The sequence below is a fragment of the Salinicoccus sp. Bachu38 genome, assembly GCF_038561955.2.
In the GTDB taxonomy this organism is placed as follows: domain Bacteria; phylum Bacillota; class Bacilli; order Staphylococcales; family Salinicoccaceae; genus Salinicoccus; species Salinicoccus bachuensis.
This window is the reverse complement of sequence record NZ_CP138333.2, coordinates 1,384,857-1,408,328: the sequence shown is the minus strand read 5'-3', so window position 1 is coordinate 1,408,328 and position 23,472 is coordinate 1,384,857. Positions and strand designations below refer to the sequence as shown.

26 protein-coding genes are annotated in these 23,472 nt (G+C 49.0%); all 26 read right to left on the bottom strand.

Annotated elements, in window-relative coordinates; translation table 11 throughout:
• Positions 1–9 precede the first annotated feature (9 nt).
• Complete coding sequence (locus tag RQP18_RS07085) at positions 10–2,526, bottom strand: exonuclease domain-containing protein (protein WP_342387043.1); 2,517 nt, start codon at positions 2,524–2,526, stop codon at positions 10–12.
• Between the two features lie 17 nt (positions 2,527–2,543).
• The gene (locus tag RQP18_RS07080) at positions 2,544–3,506 is read right to left on the bottom strand and encodes a biotin--[acetyl-CoA-carboxylase] ligase (protein WP_342387042.1); all 963 of its coding nucleotides are present in this window, start codon (positions 3,504–3,506) and stop codon (positions 2,544–2,546) included.
• Complete coding sequence (locus RQP18_RS07075; protein ID WP_342387041.1) at positions 3,463–4,677, bottom strand: CCA tRNA nucleotidyltransferase; 1,215 nt, start codon at positions 4,675–4,677, stop codon at positions 3,463–3,465. Before RQP18_RS07075 ends, RQP18_RS07080 begins: the two co-directional genes overlap by 44 nt.
• Entirely contained in the window at positions 4,670–5,815 is a 1,146-nt protein-coding gene (bshA, locus tag RQP18_RS07070; RefSeq protein WP_342387040.1) for an N-acetyl-alpha-D-glucosaminyl L-malate synthase BshA, read from the bottom strand. Before bshA ends, RQP18_RS07075 begins: the two co-directional genes overlap by 8 nt.
• Positions 5,816–5,820: 5 nt before the next feature.
• Positions 5,821–6,198, bottom strand: a complete 378-nt coding sequence (gene mgsA, locus RQP18_RS07065) for a methylglyoxal synthase (RefSeq protein ID WP_342387039.1) — start codon at positions 6,196–6,198, stop codon at positions 5,821–5,823.
• A gap of 176 nt (positions 6,199–6,374) precedes the next feature.
• Positions 6,375–7,109, bottom strand: a complete 735-nt coding sequence (locus RQP18_RS07060) for a zinc metallopeptidase (protein ID WP_342387038.1) — start codon at positions 7,107–7,109, stop codon at positions 6,375–6,377.
• Positions 7,110–7,133: 24 nt separating this feature from the next.
• Positions 7,134–7,709, bottom strand: a complete 576-nt coding sequence (locus RQP18_RS07055) for a DUF1405 domain-containing protein (protein WP_342387037.1) — start codon at positions 7,707–7,709, stop codon at positions 7,134–7,136.
• A gap of 77 nt (positions 7,710–7,786) precedes the next feature.
• Complete coding sequence (locus RQP18_RS07050) at positions 7,787–8,569, bottom strand: c-type cytochrome (protein WP_342387036.1); 783 nt, start codon at positions 8,567–8,569, stop codon at positions 7,787–7,789.
• 24 nt (positions 8,570–8,593) lie between these two features.
• Positions 8,594–9,268 (bottom strand): menaquinol-cytochrome c reductase cytochrome b subunit, encoded by a 675-nt coding sequence (gene qcrB, locus RQP18_RS07045; protein ID WP_031544828.1) that lies wholly within the window; start codon positions 9,266–9,268, stop codon positions 8,594–8,596.
• A gap of 16 nt (positions 9,269–9,284) precedes the next feature.
• Positions 9,285–9,788: a ubiquinol-cytochrome c reductase iron-sulfur subunit gene (locus RQP18_RS07040; RefSeq protein WP_342387035.1), complete on the bottom strand. Its 504-nt coding sequence runs from the start codon at positions 9,786–9,788 to the stop codon at positions 9,285–9,287.
• Between the two features lie 142 nt (positions 9,789–9,930).
• Entirely contained in the window at positions 9,931–10,365 is a 435-nt protein-coding gene (locus RQP18_RS07035) for a DUF2487 family protein (protein WP_342387034.1), read from the bottom strand.
• A 17-nt stretch (positions 10,366–10,382) separates the two neighbouring features.
• The gene (locus tag RQP18_RS07030; protein WP_342387033.1) at positions 10,383–10,844 is read right to left on the bottom strand and encodes a YpiB family protein; all 462 of its coding nucleotides are present in this window, start codon (positions 10,842–10,844) and stop codon (positions 10,383–10,385) included.
• Positions 10,831–12,102, bottom strand: a complete 1,272-nt coding sequence (locus RQP18_RS07025; RefSeq protein ID WP_342387032.1) for a tetratricopeptide repeat protein — start codon at positions 12,100–12,102, stop codon at positions 10,831–10,833. Before RQP18_RS07025 ends, RQP18_RS07030 begins: the two co-directional genes overlap by 14 nt.
• 2 nt (positions 12,103–12,104) lie before the next feature.
• On the bottom strand, positions 12,105–13,379 hold the full coding sequence (gene aroA / locus RQP18_RS07020) for a 3-phosphoshikimate 1-carboxyvinyltransferase (RefSeq protein WP_373445993.1): 1,275 nt from the start codon (positions 13,377–13,379) through the stop codon (positions 12,105–12,107).
• Between the two features lie 8 nt (positions 13,380–13,387).
• The gene (gene aroB / locus RQP18_RS07015) at positions 13,388–14,437 is read right to left on the bottom strand and encodes a 3-dehydroquinate synthase (RefSeq protein ID WP_342387030.1); all 1,050 of its coding nucleotides are present in this window, start codon (positions 14,435–14,437) and stop codon (positions 13,388–13,390) included.
• A 1-nt stretch (position 14,438) separates the two neighbouring features.
• A complete protein-coding gene (gene aroC / locus RQP18_RS07010) occupies positions 14,439–15,605 on the bottom strand; it encodes a chorismate synthase (RefSeq protein ID WP_342387029.1) in 1,167 nt (388 codons plus the stop codon).
• 75 nt (positions 15,606–15,680) lie between these two features.
• Positions 15,681–16,127: a nucleoside-diphosphate kinase gene (gene ndk / locus RQP18_RS07005; RefSeq protein ID WP_342387028.1), complete on the bottom strand. Its 447-nt coding sequence runs from the start codon at positions 16,125–16,127 to the stop codon at positions 15,681–15,683.
• 68 nt (positions 16,128–16,195) lie between these two features.
• Positions 16,196–17,149 (bottom strand): polyprenyl synthetase family protein, encoded by a 954-nt coding sequence (locus tag RQP18_RS07000; protein ID WP_342387027.1) that lies wholly within the window; start codon positions 17,147–17,149, stop codon positions 16,196–16,198.
• Entirely contained in the window at positions 17,146–17,856 is a 711-nt protein-coding gene (locus tag RQP18_RS06995) for a demethylmenaquinone methyltransferase (protein WP_342387026.1), read from the bottom strand. Before RQP18_RS06995 ends, RQP18_RS07000 begins: the two co-directional genes overlap by 4 nt.
• A gap of 11 nt (positions 17,857–17,867) precedes the next feature.
• Positions 17,868–18,239 carry a hypothetical protein gene (locus RQP18_RS06990; RefSeq protein WP_373445992.1) on the bottom strand — a complete coding sequence of 124 codons (372 nt, stop codon included), beginning with the start codon at positions 18,237–18,239 and terminating at the stop codon, positions 17,868–17,870.
• Positions 18,240–18,422: 183 nt separating this feature from the next.
• Positions 18,423–18,695: an HU family DNA-binding protein gene (locus RQP18_RS06985; protein ID WP_031544853.1), complete on the bottom strand. Its 273-nt coding sequence runs from the start codon at positions 18,693–18,695 to the stop codon at positions 18,423–18,425.
• 120 nt (positions 18,696–18,815) lie between these two features.
• Complete coding sequence (locus RQP18_RS06980; RefSeq protein ID WP_342387024.1) at positions 18,816–19,538, bottom strand: hypothetical protein; 723 nt, start codon at positions 19,536–19,538, stop codon at positions 18,816–18,818.
• Positions 19,531–19,719, bottom strand: a complete 189-nt coding sequence (locus RQP18_RS06975) for a DUF2768 domain-containing protein (RefSeq protein WP_373445991.1) — start codon at positions 19,717–19,719, stop codon at positions 19,531–19,533. Before RQP18_RS06975 ends, RQP18_RS06980 begins: the two co-directional genes overlap by 8 nt.
• A gap of 22 nt (positions 19,720–19,741) precedes the next feature.
• Entirely contained in the window at positions 19,742–20,800 is a 1,059-nt protein-coding gene (locus RQP18_RS06970; protein ID WP_342387022.1) for an NAD(P)H-dependent glycerol-3-phosphate dehydrogenase, read from the bottom strand.
• Positions 20,801–20,815: 15 nt separating this feature from the next.
• Positions 20,816–22,126: a ribosome biogenesis GTPase Der gene (gene der / locus RQP18_RS06965; protein ID WP_342387021.1), complete on the bottom strand. Its 1,311-nt coding sequence runs from the start codon at positions 22,124–22,126 to the stop codon at positions 20,816–20,818.
• Positions 22,127–22,229: 103 nt separating this feature from the next.
• The gene (rpsA, locus tag RQP18_RS06960; protein ID WP_342387020.1) at positions 22,230–23,462 is read right to left on the bottom strand and encodes a 30S ribosomal protein S1; all 1,233 of its coding nucleotides are present in this window, start codon (positions 23,460–23,462) and stop codon (positions 22,230–22,232) included.
• Between the last annotated feature and the right edge of the window lie 10 nt (positions 23,463–23,472).

Here is a 23,472-nt window from a genome sequence, read left to right as displayed (position 1 = left end):
ATATAGTCATTATAAATCACGGAGCAGCGCTTTGAAAGACTCTCCATCCCCCTGAACGACATTTTCAGAGGGAAAGTACTTCAGAAATGAATTCCTGTATCTCCTGTCGAGGATACGTTTATCGAACAGAAGCAGCAGTCCCCGGTCTTCAGGTCTCCGCTGGACCCGTCCGGCGATCTGCCTGAACTGGAATACAGCTTCCGGCAGATCATTCTTATAGAAGTTCCTGAAGTCGGACTTTTTAGGGACGGGGAATGGCAGTTTGGTCAGCATCAGGCATTTCGTTCCCTGCGCCTGCATGTTGATGCCTTCGTTGAAGCTCGATGTTCCGAGCAGCACACACCTGTCCAGCTGGTTGAACTGGGAAAGCAGCTTCTCGCTTGTGGTCATCCGGGTCTGTCTCAATATGACGAAATCTTCGAATGTCTGGACATCCTCCGTATATTCATGCACCTTGTCCAGCAGTTCAAAATTGGAAAACAGCACCATCAGCTTCTGGTCCGTCTCACTCAGATAGATGGCGATGTACTCTACGATGGCGGAGACGAAATCATCATCGCTGACATCATAGGAAGGGATATCCTCCGGAATGAAGATCTTCGTTCCGCCGAACAGGTTTTCATTCTGGATGATGAGCGATCTGAACGGCCTGTCGCCATACCAGTAGTCGAGATGGCCGAACCCCCCATTCACTTCGAGTGTGCCGGACAGCATGATCGTGGCCGCGATGTGCCCGGTCCGCTTCCGGAGGGATTCCATATCTTCCTGCTGCACATGCACTTTTATCTTCTGCAGGTTCCTGTTCCCTTCCAGAATATACCGATCCTGCCGGATGGCCGCCCCGAGGGATGACAGCATCTTCTGATAGTGGTGCATATGGTTGTAGATGACCTGGTAGTTCCGGGTGCCGCGTACGGCCCCAAGGAAGGTGGAAGCGTGTCTGATACCCGTTTCAATATGGTGCAGCAGGTCACTGGTATTTTTGGCGGCGATGGCACCGAACATCTTGTCTATGTTCTGGTTCAGGTGCTTCAGTATATCCTCCAGCAGGTAGATGGATGTCCCATCATTATGGCTGATATAGCTCGACAGCAGACGCTCCTGGCTCGGGGTGCCGATCTGTCCGATGAAGAACTTCATCGCCTGATAGCTGAATGTGGTCTTCGTCCGTTCCTCGAGTGAACGTTTGAGCTGATGGGCTTCGTCCACTATGACTGTATCGATATCCGGGAGATGGTCGATGCAGTCTGTGAGAAAGTAATGGTTCGTCACAGTGAAGGTGGCCTGCTCCGCTTCAGAGAGTGCCCTGTTGAAGAAGAAGTGTCTGGCATTCTCGCCCGCCTGTATGGAGGCTGTCCTGTAGTAGGCCCGCTCCGGCCCCCTCAGATGGATTTCCGACAAATCACCCGTATCGGTCTCAAGGAGCCACACAAGGAGCTTCATCTTCAGCTGGATAATCTCTGTATTGGTGTCTTCAAGCGACAGCAGGAGCTTGAACGCATCCAGGTTCAGATAGTTCTCCCTGCCTTTCAGGGCGACTGCAGGTATCGGCATGCCGACGGCCTCCTCCAGTGCCGCGAGGTCCTCGATGAGGATCTGGTGCTGCAGAATCTTCTTGGATGTCGAAATCAGCACCCTCCGGCCATAGAGTGAATGGAAGCTGATGGCGGCGATGAGGAAAGAAATCGTCTTCCCGACGCCGGTGTATGCTTCCAGTGCAAGGTTCTCCTTCTGCTCCAGCGCTTCGAAGATCTCATTGGCCAGGCGCAGCTGCTCCGCCCTGTACTGTCTGCCGGAATATGCGATGTAGTTTTCGTACAGCTCCCCGACAGTGACCGCCTCCATTTTCCGGACGTTCGGCTTCGGGCTCTTTATATAGAAATCCCCATGGCGCTCAAGACCTTCGGCCCCGCCCGTGCCGGATTCCGCAACGATTGAGAAGATGACATCCGACAGGTTGTACTTGAGTGGTTTCGACAGGTGATACAGATGCTTCAATGTCTCCGTATCGAGTGATATCATCTTCCGCAGCAGATGAAGAAGCAGGTCTGCTGTAGCCTTTGCGTCTTCATCCGCCCTATGTGCATTCGACAATTCCAGGCCGAGGGCCTGGGCGATTTCGTTGAGCTGGAAGCGCTCAAGCCTCGGAAGGAATATTTTCGACAACTCCACGGTATCAAGCAGATGATTGGGCTGGCAGTCGATGCCGCATGCTTTGAATGCAGCCTGCAGGAAGCCGAAATCGAATTCGACATTATGGGCCGTAAAGATGCAGCCATCGAGAAGACCGGCCACCCGGGCGGCGATATCCTTGAATTTGGGTGCATCTTCAAGCATGGAGGTTTCAATATTCGTCAGCTCTTTTATGAAAGGTGTCAATTCCGTTTCATCCGACAGGAAAGTAGTGTACTGATCGACTATTTTCAGATTCTGTACAATAACAATGCTCAGTTGGATGATACTATCTTTGTTTTTATTATTCCCGGTAGTTTCCAAATCGACTACCGCAAACTTCTGATTCAGCATCTCATCACCAGTTCCCACTATAGTTCTATATCTGCACTTATGACTTTTCTGATTTCACCTGATTGGTCGAGCACTTCGAGGAAGCCATCATCATCAATGTCGAGGGCCTTTGCCATATAGCTCTCCCCCGCTTCAGTGATCCTCAGTTCCTTATTGAATACGATGGCACGTGCCTTCCATTCTTCCCTGATTGCGCTGAATGGCTCATTGATGAACCGATTATAGTACCGCTCGATATTAGTGATGAGCGTCTCCATGAAACCATCCAGGTCCATATGGCTGTTCCCGTCCATCTCCCGTTCGATGGAAGTGGCATTTGGAATTGCCCCTACGCTCTCATCTTCAAATATATTGATGCCAATACCACAGATTATAGCATTGATTACACTGCTTTCGCTGACGACCTCGGTAAGGAAGCCGGAAACTTTCCTGTTGTTGATATAGATGTCGTTCGGCCATTTTATCCCGCTTTCCATACTGAAAGCCTGATCGATCGATTTGGAGATGGCCAGCGAAATGAACAGGTTGAAACGGATGATTTCCGAAATCGGTATGTTGGGCCTGAGGACGATGGAGAGGTAGAGTCCCCTGTTTTTGGGGGAGGACCATTCCCGGTTGAACCGGCCCCGCCCACTTGTCTGCTCCTCGGCCACCACAATGTAGGCCCCGCCATGGTGCTCGAGTTTCTGGAGCGCCTCCACCTGGGTGGACCCTGTGGTTTGGAGGTACTCCATATGGCTGAACAGGCCGGACTGTGCCACGAGCAGCTCCAGTGCAGTCGGGCTTATGTAGCGCGGGTGCTCAGTCAGATGATACCCTTTGCTGGTGACGGATTCGATGCTGTACCCTTCGCTCTTCAGGGCATTTATGTTCTTCCAGACGGCAGTCCGCGAAACTTCCAGTCTGTCGGCCATCTCCTGGCCGGAAACGAACCGGTCATTCTTCAATAATTTTAATATCTCCTGCTTCATATTCGACATGTGCATCCACCCACTCCATTATTTTCTTTCTGTCATTCTCCAGGTTGCCATCCAGTATCTCCAATTCTATGGCTGAAAATACCTTTCTGATCCATCTGCCGCCACGCGCATTGAAGAATTCCATGAGCATGTTTCCGTCCAGGTCGATATCGGCAATACCCGAAATCGGCAAGTGCGGCTTCAGTCCAATGGCCGACCGGATGAGTTCCCTTTTCTCCTTCAATCCATTGAAGGTATTCGACGCCATGATGGCAGACGCATTCTCCAGTATTTTCGTTTCATGGCTATAGGCGACTTCCCTCACGGTGGCCGGGCTGTGGAGCATTTCGATCAGCCCGGTTGTGTTCTGTATCTCCTTTTTCATATCGTTGGAGAGTTTCAATTCATGAAGGTGCCGCTTCAGCCCTGGGTCCCTCCACATCTGAAGTGCAATCTCGTTTTCCAATGAACCGACTTCCGTATCCAGAAAATCCTCATCCCCTATGTTTTCAAGGAAGGTCAGATGATCTTTCAGACGGGTCTTTACCATCAGGGCTTTCGCCGCCTTGACGCCCGGGCCCCTGTACAGTTTAAGGAGTTCGACAACACACCGCTCCACAGCGACATGTTCGAGGTTTCGGGCATGTTCGGCCATTGCCCGTTCTGTTTCGGGGGCGACCTGGAATTCGAGATGGGATGAGAACCGGGCGGCTCTCAGCATTCTGAGCGCATCCTCGTTGAACCGCTCTTCTGCACGTCCGACGGTGCGTATGATCCTGTCCCCTATATCCTCCCTGCCGCCATAGGGATCGATGATCTGGAAATCATCATCCATGGCCATCGCGTTCATTGTAAAGTCCCTGCGTTCGAGATCGCTGTTGAGCCGGCTCGTGAATGCAACCTGGTCCGGCCGGCGGAAGTCGCTGTAGCCCGACTCCGTACGGAAAGTGGTCACTTCAAAGGGCGTGTCTTCAATGAGCACAATGATTGTGCCATGCTCTTTTCCAACATCGATGGTGCGCTCAAAGATGCGCTCAATATCATCCGGAAGAGCGTCCGTGGTGATGTCTACATCATTGATGGAACGCCGCATATGATAATCGCGGACACATCCACCCACAAAATATCCCTTGTATCCATTCGCTTCCAAAGTGGTCAATATCTTATTGCCTATGAGAAAAAGTTCATGCATCGCCATCTTCTCCGATCAGTTGCCTGTACAAGGATTCATATTTACTGACGATGACATCGGAATGGAAGCGTCTCCTGATATCCTCGAGCATGCGGGACTGGAACTCATTGTACAGGGATTCGTCCTCCAGAATATCGATGATGCGCTCCCCTGCCCGGGCGTAATCCCCGATTTCCACGAGATATCCCGTCCTTTCATGCTGGATGACCTCGCTTATGCCGCCAGCGACAGTGCCGACGGGGACCGCACCGCAATTCATCGCTTCCAGCAATGCCAGACCGAAGCTCTCCTTTTCACTCATCAACAGAAAGATGTCGCTCATCAGATAGAATCTCCTCACATCGGTCTGCTGCCCTGCGAATATAACGGCATCCTGCAGCCCGAGGGTTTTCACCAGCATGCGGACACTGTTCATTTCGGGCCCGTCCCCAACGAGCACGAGAACGCTGTCGATCCTCCCATGTACACTGTGGAACGCCCTTACGATGTCATCGATCCGCTTTATCTTTCTGAAATTTGACGTATGCATCAGCACTTTCGTCTGCTGCCGGATGCCATACCTTGTTTTCATTTCCGCCTTGACCGCATCCCGGTCGGTCATATTGAAGTACTCCTCATCCACAAAATTATGGACGGTCTGTATCTCCTTCTCGGGTTCTATAAGCGAGAGGGTCTGTTTTTTCAGGCTTTCCGAGACGGCTGTGACGATATCGGATCCATTGATGCCGAAACGTATCGCACTGACCAGGGACATGTCATATCCGAGAACCGTTATATCCGTCCCGTGCAGGGTGGTGACGATGCCTACATCCTTCTTTGCCATCTGGCGTGCCAGTATGCCACAGACGGCATGGGGGACGGCATAGTGCATATGGATGACATCCAGGTCATATTCTACAATGACTTCGGAGATCTTGCTTGCCAGGGTGATGTCATAGGGCGGATAGCGGAACACACTATAATCATTTATATCCGTCTGATGGATGTTTATGTTCGGATGGTTCGCATCCAGGCGGAACGGAACATTGGAAGTGATGAAGTGCACTTCGTGTCCGCGTCTGGCCATCTGTATGCCGAGCTCAGTGGCGATGATGCCGCTGCCGCCGACACTCGGGTAGCAGGTTATGCCTATCTTCATCCTCCCTACCCCCTGTCTTTATGGCTCAGGTGATAGAGCACCGCTTCAGCAGTGCCCTCATTGGTGGCCAGCGGTACATCATATACATCGGAGAGCCGCAGCAGTGCACTGACATCCGGTTCATGGGGCTGGGCAGTAAGCGGGTCCCTGAAGAAGATGATGCAGTCTATCGTGTTGTTTGCGACCATGGCACCGATCTCCTGGTCACCTCCAAGTGGTCCTGATTTGCACCTGTGGACCTCAAGCCCGGTATGCTTGATGATCCTGCCGCCGGTCGTCCCTGTTGCATACAGTACCTGTTCCTTGAAAAATTCAATGTGCTTGTCTATGAATCTGAGGAGGTCATCCTTCTTTTCGTCATGTGCAATCAATGCGATCTTCATATTATCATCCATTCCTTAGGTTGCTAGTATTGATTATAGATAATCTTCTGTCTGGTGTGAAGCCGATTCCGGTGTTTCATCATATGATGACGGAAGGCTTCGTATCATATCATAATAATATTAACAGAATTCCGGACAAATAAAAAAGGAACCCTTTATGGGTTCCTGAATTATTTCTAGTTGCCGCTTCTGGCAATCAGAATGAATCTGACAAGTTCGGCCACGGCGACTGCAGTCGCTGCAACATAAGTCATTGCTGCTGCATTCAATACCTTCTTGGCATGGCGGTACTCTTTTTCGTTGACGATGTTCAGTGATTCAATCTGGTTCATCGCCCGCTTCGATGCGTCAAATTCGACGGGCAGCGTTACTATCTGGAACAGGACAGCGAATGCCATAAGGGCGATTCCGCCCCACAGAAGCATGTCTCCAAGTCCCCCGCCTGCATTGCTCTGGGCATATGTGATGAGCATGCCTGCAATGATCAGGAAGTACGAGAAGTTGCTCCCCAGTTGTGCGAGCGGGAAAAGTGCAGAACGGAAGTTCAGGAATGCATAGCCTGTCGCATGCTGGATGGCATGTCCGACCTCATGGGCTGCAACTGCCGTTCCGGCCACACTCGGTGTATCATAGTTGTGTGGGGAAAGGACGAGCTTCTTATTCTTAGGATCGTAATAGTCGCTCAGGAAGCCCTTGCCTCTTTCAACGGAGACATCATAGATGCCATTTTCCCTGAGGATCTCCTCGGCAACCTCACGCCCGGTCAGACCACTCGTGGAACGTACCTTGGAGTACTTGTTGAATGTGGACTTTACGTTCATCTGCGCGAGCATTGGAACAACCATTAAGATCACAAAATATAAAATTATATACACGTGGATTCCAACCTCCAAAAGTTTTTCATACTTCATTTTACTTCAATTTTTCCTATATAGTCAATCAGAACGCCTTGGCACAAGCTGATGGAGCAGTACAAGCACGAATACGCTCAGCCAGAAGGCGAAATAGCCGATGTGGGCCTCATATTGGGCCAGGTTGCCGTAGACCGGGTACTGGCCATATACGTAATCGATGATATCGTTATGGAACAGCCAGATGGCTGTGATGTACAGGTGGGCGGGTCTGATTTCAAGGTGGGGCAGAAAAAGGATTGCCTGGAGGGCCATGATGCCGTGTGAAGCGATCAGCATCAGGCCGATCCATGACACAAAGCCCGTTTCCATGAAGGTGAGCAGGTTCATGACCACTGCCCATACACCATATTTAATCAGTGTTGTAAATGCCAGTGCATCGATCAGCCCCCACTTCCTCCCGAGGAGGATCATGGCGATGAGGACCGAGAGGAAGAGTGTTGCGGTCGGGCTGTCCGGAACAAATGGGAGGAAATACCACTCCGTATCGGACAGCTGCCCCCTGTACCACCAGTAGCCGTATATCGTTCCCAGCCCATTGGATATCAGGAGCAGAACCAGGAACCATCTGTTGTACATCAGGTTGATAATTTTATGCATTCGAACAAACCCCTATTAAAAAAAGCCCTATTGCTAGGGCTTTTCGTTTATTTTCCAGAAATATCGGAGACATTTGTCTAGTTCTCCGCCTCATCTCTTGATGTCAGCTCAAGATTCGCTACAAATTCGGAGATCTGCTGGATCTCTTCCTCTGTCAACTGATCTTCGAATGCCGGCATATCACCAGAACCATTTGTTACGAATGCGTTAACTGTTTCAGCGTTGAGGTCCGGTTCGATCAGGTTTGGCCCCGATCCACCAGTCAATTCACCGCCGTGGCAGCTTGTACAGTTCGAACGGATCAGATCCTGGAAGACAGGATCTTCAGTGTCCAGGTTGGAGAATACAATCTGTCCCTGCTGGTTCTGTGTTTCCCAGTCATGATAGGCAACCGACTCCCATGTAGTGTAGAAGATGATGCCGAACGAGATGAGCATCATGGCAGCTGCTACGGGACGCTTTGTCCAGCGGCGCTCCTTGTTGTTGTCGAGCCAAGGCGCAAGTAGAAGCGCGCCCACACCGAGACCTGGGATGACCATTGCACCGATGATGTTGAACGGTCCTGATGCATATGTGTATTTAAGAATTTGATAAAGGAATAGGAAATACCAGTCTGGGAGAGGTATATACCCTGTATCTGTCGGATCAGCCACCCGTTCGAGTGGTGCTGGATGTGCTACTGTCAGACAAAGGAAACCGATGAGGAATACTGCACCGGTCACCCATTCCTTCAGAAGAAAGTCTGGATAGAACTCTTCAGTACGACCCGGGAATTCCGAATAGTCGCGGTTAAGTTTTGGTTTGTCATATTTCTGTATTCGTGAATCGCCGACGAATGTCAACCCTTTTCCACGTTTCATATCATTTTACCTCCCTTGTCATTCCTATAGTGGTCCTGAAATACCTTGTCTACGTATCATGATGAAATGGATCGCCATCAATACAAATAGAGCAGCAGGCAGGAAGAATACATGGATGGCAAAGAAACGTGTCAATGTCTGTGCACCGATGATGGTTTCATCACCAGCAAGCAGTGTCTTGATCCATTCACCGACAAACGGTACACTCTCTGCAATATCCAAACCTACTTTTGTGGCAAACAACGCCTTCATGTCCCAAGGCAGCAGGTAGCCTGTGAATGCAAGTCCGAGCATTACCAGGAAGAGCAGTACGCCGACAACCCAGTTGAGTTCACGCGGCGCTTTGTATGAACCTGTAAAGAATACCCTTAGAGTATGTAGGAACATCATTACTACTACCAGGCTGGCGCCCCAGTGGTGCATGCCTCTGACGATCAGTCCGGCTGCAACATCATGCTGCAGGTAATAGACCGAATTCCATGCATTGACGATGTCAGGTACATAATACATTGTCAGGAACATTCCTGATAAAATCTGTATAACTGTAATAAAAAACGTTAACCCACCGAAGCAATAGACGAACGCCGAGAAGTGGTACGCGGGGTTAACATGTTCCGGCACTTCGTGGTCGGCAACATCCCTCCATATAGGAGTGATATCAATGCGATCGTCTATCCAATCATAGATTCTGTTAAGCACATTTTTCCCTCCTATACTAGTTTACGAGTTCATTGGCCTGCATTTCGCCAATTGTGATGTAACCATCGGACACGCCGACTTCATACTGATCCAATGGCCCTCTTGGAGGTGTACCCGGTACATTCTGACCATTCTTCTCGTAGAGGCCATTGTGGCATGGGCAGAAGAAACGGTTCGGGTTCGCTTCGTCACCGGCCCAGGTTACCGTACATCCAAGGTGTTTGCATACTGGAGACAGGGCGATGATATCCTCCCCGTCACGATATACCCAGACGAAATCGGTGACTTCACTTTCATACCAGCCATCCTGCTGTTCATAGGAAAAGTCAACCTTAATAGGTGTTTCCGTAATCTCATCAGCTGATACACTTGTTGTGATCATGGAGCCTGCTGCTTCCTCCTGGAACAGCGGGTCAAGTGCGAATCTTCCCATTGGCAATATAACACCAGCCGCCATGAAAGACCCTACTCCCATTAAGGAATAGTTCAGGAATTGGCGTCTTGTTACTTTTTGCGACATTCATATTTCCCCCCTCAAACGCGCGTTCTTTTACATATATTAATATAACTAGGACATTTCAATTTTAGCCTATTAGCTGATACCGGTCAATAAGCTATCTCAACTTTTGATATTGACGGGTGGCATAATCGTGTAAAACTGCCTATTTCTTAAGGTTCCAGATTGAAATGATTCTTTTCATGACATCTTTGACTTCATCATTGATGAGACTCATTTTCATTTCGATGCTCATGTCCTCCAGAGGAATCCGGTTCAGGACGACGAAATGGGCATCTTCCATGGTGAGGTCATGATGGGTAAGGATGACGATTTTCTTAAAACCATAGGATTTCAGCTGCTCAACATATGCTTCAAGCACTGAGGTGATCTGTTCCACTGTCATTATGGCGGGGGTGATGAAAAGACGCCCCTTGAGCTGCTTTTCCAATTGTATTGTCACCATCTGGATCATTTCCATATCGCTCGCATTGGATCTCGAGTCATCATTCATGTCCGCACTGGCAAACGGGATCACTGCAGTATCGACAAATTCTATTTCATCCTTCAATACTTTCAGGTCCTGATGATTGTAGAGCATTCTCTCACCTTTTCCACTTATTTTATCTGATTGAGATACTCAGTCAGCCTGATGAATCTCTTCTGATCTTTTGCATCAAGTGCTTCATCTATCTGTTTAATGACGGCTTCGTGCCCTATCCTCTCCAAAGTGCTGTCCATGTCCGCCTCCAGTGATTTCACCTTCTGATATCGTGCATCATGCCGGCTGAGGTTGAAATGGAGGAACAGTGTTTGATTCTGGTTCATGTTCAGCTCATGGAAGATGACTTCGCCATCGACAGTGACCGTATTCCCTTTTTCAAAAAGGAGCGTCGGACTCCCGCTCCCCCTATCGGAGATACGCAACTTCCTGTCCACAGTGCCTTCATCAAGAAAAACGACATTTTTCGAAACCGTCGGGTGTGACTTGATGAAATTCAGGATCCATACCGCAACCCGGTCGTCAAATTCATAATTGTACAGGATATAGTCAATGAAATCTTTTCTATATTTGGTCATATTCATCATCCAAACGCTCCTTCTCGAACTGCCAATCTATATTGTCAGGTTCCAAAGTGATGAGTTTCTCCAGTACATCCTTTCTTGAAGGATGGCGGATTTCCGTCAGGTACTCATAATAGTCCGTATGGAATTCGATGGAATCCCCAATCAGCTTTGAGGCTTCCTGATAGAGGGATAGTGCATTTTCATCATTCTCATTTTCCTGCTGGATCTTTGCAAGCAGATACAGGCTTTCCCCTGAGAGCGCGTGGGTGTCGAGCCGTGATGTAAACTCCCCGATTTCAGACGTCCGCCCGGTCTTCAGGAGTGTCTCGAAAAGCATCAGATAGGCATCATCATAATCCTGGTCAAGCGAGATCGCCCTGTCGAAGCTCTCGAGTGCCCTGCCTTCTTCCCCGTTTCGGAAATGGAGCCTGCCCAGATGGAAAAAGAACAGGGGCTCCGTATCGTCCTCTCTGATATACTCCTCCAGCAGTTCTATGGCCGCATCGAGATCATGCTCCGTCTCATGGACATTCATGAGCAGGATATAGGCATTGATGTAGTATGGTTCATTCTCTATCACCCGGGCGAGGAGATTTTTGGCGGATTCATATGACTGCAGCTGGTATTCAAGAAGCGCCTTCCTGTAGTAGTCGTCATTGGAATAGTATTTCTCATCCGCAGCATCAAAGTACGTCTGGGCGTTCTCCAGGTCCAGCTGATTCATATGCAGCTCGGCAAGACGCAGGTTCAGCTCCACGCCATTCACTTCCTGGATGCCATTGCTGATGAGGATTTCATAATGCCGGATGGCATCGGGGAATTCCCCATCCTCATAATAGATTTCCGCCAGGGCGAAATCCAGTATGGGGTCATCGCTCAATGCCTTAGCTTCAAGAAGTGACCTTACGGCGACATCACTCATATTGAGCTGCTGGAAGATTTCCGCTTTCAGCATGAGTACAGGCGGCGTCTTTTCCGCTTCGTTCACCAGACTCAGCGCTTCATCGAGACGGCCGTCGGTGATCAGTATGTCCACGAGGTAGGACAGCACTTCATCATCATGTCCGGTATGGCTGTAAAGATGGGAAAATATGGTCTCTGCCGGCTTGTGGAGGCCCGATGCCACAAGTGTATCTCCAAGAATGAAGAGTGCTTCAAGATCCATTTCATCGACAAGCTGACCGATATTGCCGAGTACCGTTTCCAATTTCTTTTCAGGGTACTCTCCTTTTTTCAGTTGATCAATAATCTCATATATCTGGTCCTGCATATTTAGGCATCCTTCCTTAATGTTTCCAGATCCTCCATAAATCCGGGATAGGATATATCAATCGCAGATATATCATCTATTTCTATCGGCGTATCCATGACTATGGAGGAAATAATCAGCATCATGATGATGCGATGGTCATTATACCCTTTTGTCTCTGTATTTTCCTCTATGGAGACTTGACCCGGGTGGACAGTGAACCCATCATCATATTCCGTAAACCTGATGCCGAACTTCGAAAGTTCATCGATGACAGCGCGGATCCGGTCCGTTTCCTTGTATCTCAGTTCGTCCGCGTCCCTTATTGTACACGCTTCAGAACTGAATGCGGCAAGCAGTGCGAGGATGGGGATTTCGTCGATCAGACGTGGAATCATGCCGCCGGAAATTTCAAACCCTTTGAGATGGGGCGTATAGGAAGCATGTACTGTTCCCAATGCTTCGCCAATATGGGAGGTCTGTTCGACTGTCACGTCGGCACCCATCATTTCGAGTACGTCGAGGATCCCGGAACGCGTGTCGTTGAGGGAGACATTTTCAATTGAAATGCTGGAACCGGGTTTCAGCACAGCCAGTACAATTGGAAAGGCCGCAGAAGAAATATCCCCGGGAACCGTAACATCAGACGGCGACAGTTCATTGCCGCCTTCAAGCCTGATCACGCCGTTCTCTGCCGAGACGTCAGCACCGAACTGTTTCAGCATGATTTCCGTATGGTTCCGTGATGGAGAAGGTTCATGGATGACAGTCGTCCCTTCGGTATACAGGGCGGCCAGCAGGATGGCACTTTTCACTTGTGCGCTCGCCATTGGCATCGTATAGCTGATGGGGGAAAGTTCGGCCGGTCTGATGACAATCGGCGGAAACTTGTCATCTTTCAGGGAAATGTCCGCGCCCATTTCAGCAAGCGGCCGCTGGATACGGTCCATCGGCCGTTTCGCGATGGATTCATCCCCCTCCATCTCGGCAGACAGTCCAAGTCCGGCGATCAGTCCGGTGAGCAGACGGGTCGTGGTGCCTGAATTGCCCGTATATAATCTCTTCCCGGGGGCATGGAGATGCCTCGCTCCCGGTGATGTGACGACCCACTCTTCCTGCTTCTCCTCCACTTCGGCTCCAAGGGCCCGCATGCACTCCATCGTACGGCGGGTGTCCTCGCTTGGCAGTGGATGATGGACGCGGGTCGTCCCTTCAGAGAGTGCGCCGAACATGAGGGCGCGATGGGTGATCGACTTGTCTCCCGGGACCTTCAAAGTGCCATGGAATTTACTGTTCATTAAAGACTTCATAAGCTCTCCTTTAAATAAGAAAGATATTTTTTAAGTTCTGTGTTTTCTATTTCGGTGAAATGGCACCGGCCTATGGATTTCATCAGTACAAAGCCGATCGCCCCACGGCTCTGGTTCTTCTTGTCTCTTCCCATGAGCGCCATCATTTCTTCTTCATCGATGGATTTCAATTTCTGGATCGGATAGCCGTGATGGATGAAATACTGTTTGAAATGGTCAAGATCGAACAGTTCCCGTCCCTCCACCCTGTTGGATAGGAACATCATGAAATAGAGGCCGAGTACTACCGCGATGCCATGGGGCATCTTATATTTATATTCTATGGCATGCCCGAGGGTGTGTCCAAGATTAAGGTGTTTTCTGATCCCGGACTCCTTCTCATCGTTCAGGACATAATGCATCTTGGTTTCTATGCCCCTGATGATGAACGGCTTCAGGACATCGAGGGAGATCTGTTCCTGTGTTTTGGCCATAAGGTTCCGTACAGTCTCTTCATTATTCAGCAGGGCATGCTTGAACACTTCCCCGAAGCCGCTGAGCATTTCATCATCCGGAAGTGTCTCGAGAAAAGCCAGATCATAGATGACCGCCTTGGGCCGGTAGAAGACACCAATCAGGTTTTTGCCATGCGTACTGTTGATGGCTGTCTTGCCGCCTATGGAAGAATCATGTGCAAGCAGTGTGGTGGGCACCTGGATATAGTCGACGCCGCGCAGTACCGTTGCTGCAGCAAAGCCGCCTGCGTCGCCTACGGCCCCGCCTCCGACCACTACGATCAGATGATGTCGTTGGACGCCTCTTTCCAGCAGAGCTTCGGTAATACGCTTGAAGGCATCGAAAGATTTCGATGCCTCGCCGCCTTCCAGTATGATGGGACTGTCAATGAAAGACAGTACGCTGCTTTTGTATAGTTCATATACGTTGTGGTCCACAAGGAAATGCACGGCATCGTAACCGGCCGAGTAATTGGCGAGACGGCTTTCCAGTATACCGTGGTCCACGTGGATCGTGTAGTTGTCTGCAGCATAATTTGTCCTTATTTCCATCCTAGTACTCACTCAATCTGCCCTTGTATTGCGAGACGGCGGATTCCAATTCATGAAAATCATCATGGGGGAACTTTTCAAGGATGGCCCTGGCCATCTCGATGGCCACCATATGCTCACAGACGACGGAGGCTGCAGGGACGGCACATGCATCACTGCGTTCAATCGTAGCTTTGAAAGGCTCCTTTGTGTTGATATCCACGCTGAAGAGCGGCTTATATAGTGTAGGAATCGGCTTCATTACAGCTTTGACCACAACAGGCATGCCGGTCGTCATGCCGCCTTCGAAACCACCGAGGTTGTTGGTGCGTCTGTAGTATCCCTTTTCCTCACTGTATAGGATTTCATCCTGTACCTGTGAACCGGGGGTTTCGCCTGCCAGGAACCCGATGCCGAACTCGACGCCTTTGAAGGCATTGATGCTGACGATGCTGGCTGCAATCTTCGCATCCAGCTTGCGGTCATAATGTACATAGCTGCCGAGTCCGGGAATGGGATTTTCGACGATGACTTCCACTATGCCACCGATGGAATCCCCTTTTTTCTTCGTCTCGTCAATGAGCTGTTCGGCTTCCTTCGTCTTTTCCTCGGAAACCATGCGTACAGAGGAATCATCCGGACGGGTGGCGCGTTCCTCGACGCTGTAGTCCCCCTCATCCTTGACAGTGCCAATCTGGTTCACACGGCTGAACATGCGTATATCGAGTGCATGGAGCAGCTCCTTGCACAGTGCACCGACGGCGACCCTTGATGCTGTTTCACGTGCCGAGGAGCGTTCAAGTATGTTGCGGAGGTCGCGCATGTTGTACTTCATTCCACCAACGAGGTCGGCGTGTCCCGGGCGGGGTTTTGTGATGACCCTTTTCATGGACTCCTCTTCTTCCGGAGTCAGCGGTTCGCTGCCCATGATCTTGCTCCAGTGTTTGAAATCATCATTTGTGATTTCAATCATGATTGGGCTTCCAAGCGTCTTGCCGTGCCTGATGCCGCTGCCGAATTCGAAAGTATCCTTTTCAATCTGCATGCGGCGGCCCCTGCCATAGCCGCCCTGCCTCTTGATGAGTTCCGCAGTCATTCTCTCCTTGTCAATCGGAAGATTTGCCGGAAATCCCTCCACTATGGCCGATAATTTCGGCCCATGCGATTCCCCTGCTGTCAAAAATCTCATTTATATAGCCTCCTCTTATTTAAAGATATTAAAAAAAGCTGAGTGCTTTACCCAGCTTCTGCTATTCGATTCCCTCTAGTAGATCCAGGCGCTGTTGGACAGGCTGTAATCAAGAACTTCACTGTCATCGAAGAAGAGTGAAATTTCACGCTCAGCACTCTCAGTGGAGTCTGAACCGTGAATGATATTCTTGCCTACTGTGAGTCCAAAGTCTCCACGGATTGTTCCTGGAGCCGCCTGCTGAGGGTTTGTGGAACCGACGACAAGACGTGCAGTCTCGATCACATTTTCCCCTTCAAGCACCATGGCGAAAACAGGTCCTGAAGTGATGAAGTCCACAAGCTCACCGAAGAACGGTTTGTCCTGGTGCTCCTGGTAGTGTGTTTTTGCCAGGTCCTCGGACACTTGCATCAGTTTGGCACCTGCCAATTTGAATCCTTTGTTTTCAAGGCGTTCCACGATAGTACCTACCAGGTTTCTTTGGACGCCGTCCGGTTTGATCATTAAAAACGTTTTTTCCATTTCGTATTCTCCTTTAGTTGAAAATCCAGTCCATATCATTCTAACATTATCATTTTTGATTTTTCAATTTAATTCAGACGATTTGAAAGTTTTTCTGCAATTTCCTGCAAATATTTTCTGATCGGCTCTTCTATTTCTTCGATGGCAGTCAACGCCTCCCTGATATGGGAATTGCTGATGGAAATCGCCTGATCTATTGCATCGGAGCGAAGCAGCCCTTCAATCAGTTCCTCGAGCTGTTCCTCTTCTCCATCGAACGCTTCCAGCTTCCGTCTGAAATCCGGGTCTTCATTCCTCAGAATCAGCACCGGCAACGTGTAATGTCCGTTTTCCAGATCGGAGAACTTGGGCTTGCCAAGCGTCTTTTCATTTCCGATGAAGTCCAGACAGTCATCGATGATCTGAAAGCTCATTCCGATATGATATCCGTAATCAAGCAGGACATCCAGCGTTCTCTGGTCGACATTTGAGGCATAGGCTCCCATTTTGATGCTGAGCTCTATCAGCAGCGCCGTCTTTCTATAGATCTTTCTATAATAGTCATCCATGGTCTGATGGGCGTTGAACTGATGGTCAAGTTGGAAGAGCTCCCCGTCGATGATATCCCGGATCGCTTTTGAAAAGGCTTCGTGGAGTGCCCGATGTTCTATCGTACTCACCAGTGAGAGGGAAGTTGACAGCAGATAGTTTCCGGTATTGACCGCCTGCAGATACCCATGTTCATAATATACCGTCGCCCTGCCCCGGCGCAATTCACTGTTGTCGATGATATCGTCATGTACAAGGCTTGACATATGTATCAGCTCAAGGCTTGCACTCGCCCTCAATACATCGGGGAATTTGTCACTTTCACCAAGTTTTCCAACGAGTAGGGTGAATGAGGGACGGATCTTCTTGCCGCCCGATATGAAAAGTTCGTAGCTTTTATCATTGACGAGCACTTCATTCGGATTGAGGTGTTCCTTTATGATTTCGGTGACCGCTTCGAAATCTGAAGCGAGATACTGCTTGACTGTCTTCAATTGCGACCCACCCGTCCAAGCGGTTTGTATCCGATGTGGGTGGCGGCGGTGCCGAAAGTATGGGGGATGACCTTAAGGTTGATGAATCCGCTCTCGTCCATCATTGATCTGAGTGCATCTTTCGACAGGAATGAACTTGTCGATTCATACAGCCATTCGTACTCCTTGGTCCGATTGGCTATAATTCCGCCAAGGGTCGGCATGATTGTGCCGAAATAGAAATCGAACCCCCGGCTGACCAGCCTGTTTTCAGGATTGGAAGTCTCAAGGACCACTAGCGTGCCCCCCGGCTTCAATACCCTGTGGAATTCGTCTATTGCCCTGCCATATTCCGGAAGGTTTCTGAGTCCGAAACCGATCGTCACATAGTCGAAAGAACCATCGTCAAATGGGAGTGCCATGGCGTTCCCCTGAATCAGTTCTATATTGGAATGGGCCGCTGTCTTTTCGGCTGCAACTTCCAGCATCTTCTCACTGAAATCGAGGCCTATGACTTCCGCTTCCGGTGCTTCCTCAGCCAACTGTATCGTCCAGTCTCCGGTGCCACAGCACACATCCAGTATGTCATGGTCATCTTTTACAAACATTTCCTTCATTGTCCTGTTGCGCCATAGATTGTGCTGGTTGAAACTGATGATGTTGTTCATCAGATCATAATCAGTGGAAATAGAATTAAATATGTTTTGAACTTTTTTCTCTTTATCCATTCAACTCACCTTTACTTTGGGTTTATGTATGGAAGTGAAGTGATATCCAGCTGCTCCAACTGGTCATCTATGACATCATTCAAACGCCTGTCTATGTATTCATTGGAGATGAGATAGAGGATTGGCCCATATAGGAGCCATTTCACCTCTTCCAGATGAGGTCTGTCACCAGCCATTGCCAATTCGGATTTCTTTGAACTCAGCGCCTTTGACATATCCATCATATCATGAAGAACCCTGTATTCCTCATGTTCGGCCAGCATCATATAGAACTTGCTGAACAGATAATCGCCAGCCAGCACATGCAGTTCCCTGCTGTCATCATCCGGCACAGCATCCAGAAAGTTGAGGGCAGTGTTGAAAAGCAGAACCGCCTGGTTCACATGGGGACTATGAAGGATGTATTCCCTATTTGAAAAAAACTCAAAAAAAGGATCATTATGTAGGTCGAGGATCCATGAGTTGGAACCCAGATCGGATTCTAGTTCTTTCCTTAGAGCATTCATGACAAATATCACCTTATAAATTAATAGACCTAACCATGACGTTAGGCCTAAAGTAATCAATTATTTTACCGCATCTTTAAGTGCTTTGCCTGCTTTGAATGCAGGGACTTTGGATGCTGCAATTTCAATTTCTTCTCCAGATTGTGGATTACGTCCTTTTCTTGCTGAACGTTCACGTACCTCGAAGTTACCGAAACCAATCAGTTGTACCTTTTCACCATTTTTCAATGATTCTTGAATAGTGTCAAATACTGCATCAACAGCAGCACCTGCTTCTTTTTTCGTGAGGTCAGCTTGGTCACTGACAGCATTGATCAAATCTGTTTTGTTCATCAGATCCACCTCCTTATATGACTATAATGATAACCATGATTATCATTATGTTTTGACTTTAACACAGTGGTTGTTGCACTGCAACGGATTTCACCGTTTTGGAGCCAAAAAAAAGCCGTATTAATCGCTTTTGTGGCGGTTCGTCATGAAGATCGGCTCGTTTTCTCCGTTGACGGTGATCTCCGGTGAATAGAGGGGAACGACAGGTGTAAATTCATACAGGACATGCCGGACATCCTCCCCGGTTTCGAATGACAGGCCGTTCTCATTGATGATTCTGGCGATGTCCTCACGGTAGTCCACGATGAACTCCTCTCCACCATTGTAGTATACATTCAAAGAAGCGTCTGTATATGGGCTGGTTACAGTCGGATTTTCATCCAGGTTATAAAAGTCGAGGTCCAGCGGATACACATTCGGACCGATCGGATCATCCAGTTCGACATGTTCGCCCATGGCGTTCAGACGGATATTCAGGGACCTGACCTCTTCCGTGATCCTCAAGTCTGCGAGCTTCACTTTAGGATCCTCTTCGGCATCTATGATTACATACTGGTAATGGCCGCCCATCTCATAGGCGCTCTCCGGCCTCTCTTCAAGATAGTTCGGCACCAGCCTTTCAAAGTCAATCTGGTACTCCAGATATTCTCTCTGGCCTTCTGTCGTCTTTATCGGCAACAGACCATCGGAGTCTTCCCTGAACTGGTCCACTGCATTCTGAACCATCTCTATCTGCATCTCTTCCGGCATCTGGTTCTGAACCTGTTCCGACTCCGGATACAGGCAGCCTGCCATGAGGAGGCTGCTGGCCAGGGCGACGAAGATCAATCTGAATCTACGCATGGGTACTCCCCCCCAGTACAGGTATCATCAGCAGGAATGCGATGATGAGCAGTGCCCAGGCAATCAGCGACACAATGGTGCTGATGATTCTGGAAGATATCTTGTATCTTGCGACATAGATAAGTACAGCGGCAAGGGCCATTGCACCCAATGAATAGAACGATATCCACATTAAATCCATTCTCGATATATCAAACATCTTATCACTCTCTAGTCCAATCTTTATATTGTTTCTCCAGAACTTCCTTCAGTTCATCGGTTTCTCCGGTCTTCTCGCGCATCATCAGTGCATAGAAGGCCTCTTCTTCGCTGATGTCTTCAAAAAGGTACTGGTAGAGCACTTTTGTAATCGGCATCTCGACATCATATTGCGCTGCAAGCTCATATGCCGCACGGGTGGTATTGACCCCTTCCACGACCATGCCCATCTCCTGCTGCGCCTCTTCTATGCTCCTGCCCTCTGCGAGCATGATGCCGCATCGATAGTTCCTGGAATGCATGCTCGTCGCTGTAACGATGAGGTCCCCCATGCCTGTAAGCCCCAGGAAAGTGAGGGGATTGGCCCCCATGCGTGTGCCGAGTCTTGCGATCTCCTGCAGTCCGCGTGTAATGATTGCTGCTTTGGCATTGTCGCCAAAATCCAGTCCATGCAGCAGACCGATAGCCAGTGCGATGATATTCTTCAATGCGCCTCCGATTTCCACACCGGTCATGTCATCATTGTGATAGACGCGGAAATACTTGTTCATGAAGACATCCTGGATGACCCTGGCGCTTTCAGGCTTGAGCGAAGCCGTACTTACAGTCGTTGGCGACTTTCTCGCAACTTCCTCGGCATGGCTCGGTCCACTGAGCACACCGATGTCATGGACGGTATCCCCGCTCGTTTCTTCAGCAATGACTTCGGAAACCCTCAGATGGGTATCCAGTTCCAGCCCTTTTGCGACATGGACGATCAATACCTTTTTGCCAAGGGATTTCAAAAGTGCGTTGATGTCCCTTGTCACGCTTCTTACGGCTTTGACGGGGACGGCAAGGACGATGATTTCGGCATGGCTGACCCCTTCTTCAAGATTGGAAACCGCTGTGACACCGTCGGGGATGGAGACATCCTTCAGATACTGGGTATTTGTATGCCTCTCATTGATCTCCTTGACGACATCCTCGTTCCTGCCGTAGATGAGCACATCATGATCATTGTCGATAAGCACCATAGCCAGACTTGTACCAAAGCTTCCGGTGCCGACCACTGTAATTTTCATAAGGCCTGCCCCCTCCTAATTCCTTTTTCTGCTGAGGATGTGTATTGGTGTACCAGTAAAATCAAAAGCTTTTCTCAGCTGGTTCTCCAAATATCTCCGATAGCTGAAATGCATCAGATCGACATCATTGACGAATAATACGAACGTCGGTGGGGCCACACTGACCTGTGTACCATAGTAGATGCTGAGCCTGCGTCCCTTGTCGGTGGGCGTCGGATTCATGCTTACACTGTCTACCAGGACTTCATTCAATGTACTTGATTGGACACGTTTCTTGTGAGAATCATTGACCAGTTTGATCAATGGAAAGAGCGTCGCAAGACGTGACTTTTTCAACGCAGAAACGAAGGTGATGGGTGCATAATCCAGGAACTGGAATTCCCGTCGTATCTTGTCTTCGAACTTCTTCATTGTTTTGTCGTCTTTTTCAACAGCATCCCACTTGTTCACTACAAGCACGACCGCACGTCCGGCTTCATGGGCGAGCCCGGCGATTCTCTTATCCTGTTCGATGATGCCTTCTTCACCATCTATAACTACGAGGACGACATCCGATCTTTCTATCGCACGATTCGCTCTCAGTACGGAATATTTTTCTGTGGCTTCATATACTTTCCCTCTTTTTCGCATGCCGGCAGTATCGACCAGTGTATAGTGTTCATCATCATAATAGTATTCTGTATCGATTGCATCACGTGTGGTGCCTGCAACATCCGAGACGATGACCCTCTCTTCTCCAAGGATCGCATTGACGAGGCTCGACTTTCCGACATTCGGACGGCCGATCAGGGAGACTCTGATGGAATCATCTGCCTCCACCTCTTCTTCTATGGATTTGAAGTGTTCGACCGCCTGGTCGAGCACATCACCGAGTCCGAGTCCGTGGGATCCGGAGACAGGGAATGGATCTCCGAGACCCAGATTGTAGAATTCATATATCTCGTTGCGCATCTCAAAGTTGTCTATCTTGTTTACAGCAAGCACAACCGGCTTTTTGGATTTCTGCAGAATACGGGCAACAAAAAGGTCATCCTCTGTAACCCCTTCCCTGCCATTGGTGATCATCAGGATGACATCTGCTTCCAATATCGCGATTTCTGCCTGCATTTTGATCTGTTCCTGGAATGGCTCATCTTTTATCTCTATTCCACCTGTATCGATGACATTGAATTCATGATTGAGCCAATCTCCCGCAGCATAGAGACGATCCCGTGTAACGCCCGGCGTATCTTCCACAATCGCTTTTCTTTCTCCAATGATGCGATTGAACAGGGTGGATTTGCCGACATTCGGTCTCCCTACTACGGCTATTGTTGGTTTGTACATATCCTACCTCCTATATTTAAGGTCATTTTAACATAAAAATAAAATAAAGAGCGATACTATCGCTCTTTAAGTCAGTTGTTTCACCTATTGATTTGAAGTCGTTCTAGATATCCAAGTCCCTGAAACGATCACCGAAGACATCTCCGAGTGTTGGACCTTCATCGTCCGAATCATCCCGATAGACTTTGGCCTGCTCGTCCCTGGATGGTCTCTCAGATGTTTCCTTGATGGAAAGGGATACTTTTTCAGAGTCCTCATTGAGTGAGAGGATCTTAACTGTTACCGTCTGTCCTTCTTTCAGTACGTCGGATGGCGTAGCAACATGTTCATGACTGATTTCGGATACATGGACAAGTCCTTCAACACCTGGCGTCACTTCGACAAAGGCACCGAAGTCGACGAGTCTTTTCACTGTGCCTTCCAATACTTCGCCTTCGGAATGTTCATTGATGAAGGCATCGAAAGGACTTTCCTGTGCCTGTTTGAGGGAAAGGCTGATCCGTTCCTGTTCAGGGTCTACGTCGAGGATCTTCACCTGGACCTTGTCGCCGATGTTCACTGCATCTTCGACTTTCTCGACCCTGCTGTAGTCAAGCTCTGAAATGTGCGCGAGACCGTCGACTTCACCGAGGTTGATGAATGCGCCGAAAGTAGTGATGCGGACAACTTCACCTTCAACGATGCTGCCTGCTTCAAGGGATTCGAGCTGTTTCTTGCGCTCTTCCGCTTTTTCCGCTTCGACGATGCGTTTACGGTTAAGGATGACACGGTTCTTCTCCGGTTCGATATCTTCCACTTTGACTTCCAGTTCCTGTCCTTCAAACTGGTCGAGGTCTTCAATGTACGCATCGGATAGTAGTGAAGCAGGAATGAATCCCCTGACACCGACATCCACGACAAGGCCAGCTTTTACAACTTCCATTACTGTGCCTGTGATTGTCTCGTCATTATCCTTTGCAGACTGCAGCCTGTCATAGGCATTGGTTTCATCAAGTTTCCTGATGGAGAAGATGACATTCTTGCGGTCTTCCTCATTTTCCACCTTGATGACTACGCCCTCGATTGTATCCTCTTCAGAAACAATCTCTTCAGGACGTTCGATTCTTTTGTTGGTGAGTTGGCTGATTGGAACGATACCTTCAAAATCGGAATCCTCAATATGCGCTTTTACGAATTTATCTTCTATTTTGTAAACGGTACCCTTCACGGTATCACCGATTTCAAATTCGCTAGAAGTATTGCCATTCGTCTCTTCGGAAGTGTTCACTTCCTCATTCAGTTGTTCCTCATTGTTCTCTTCATTGTTCTCTTCGTTCATAATATTATCTGTCGTCATATGCCTGCCT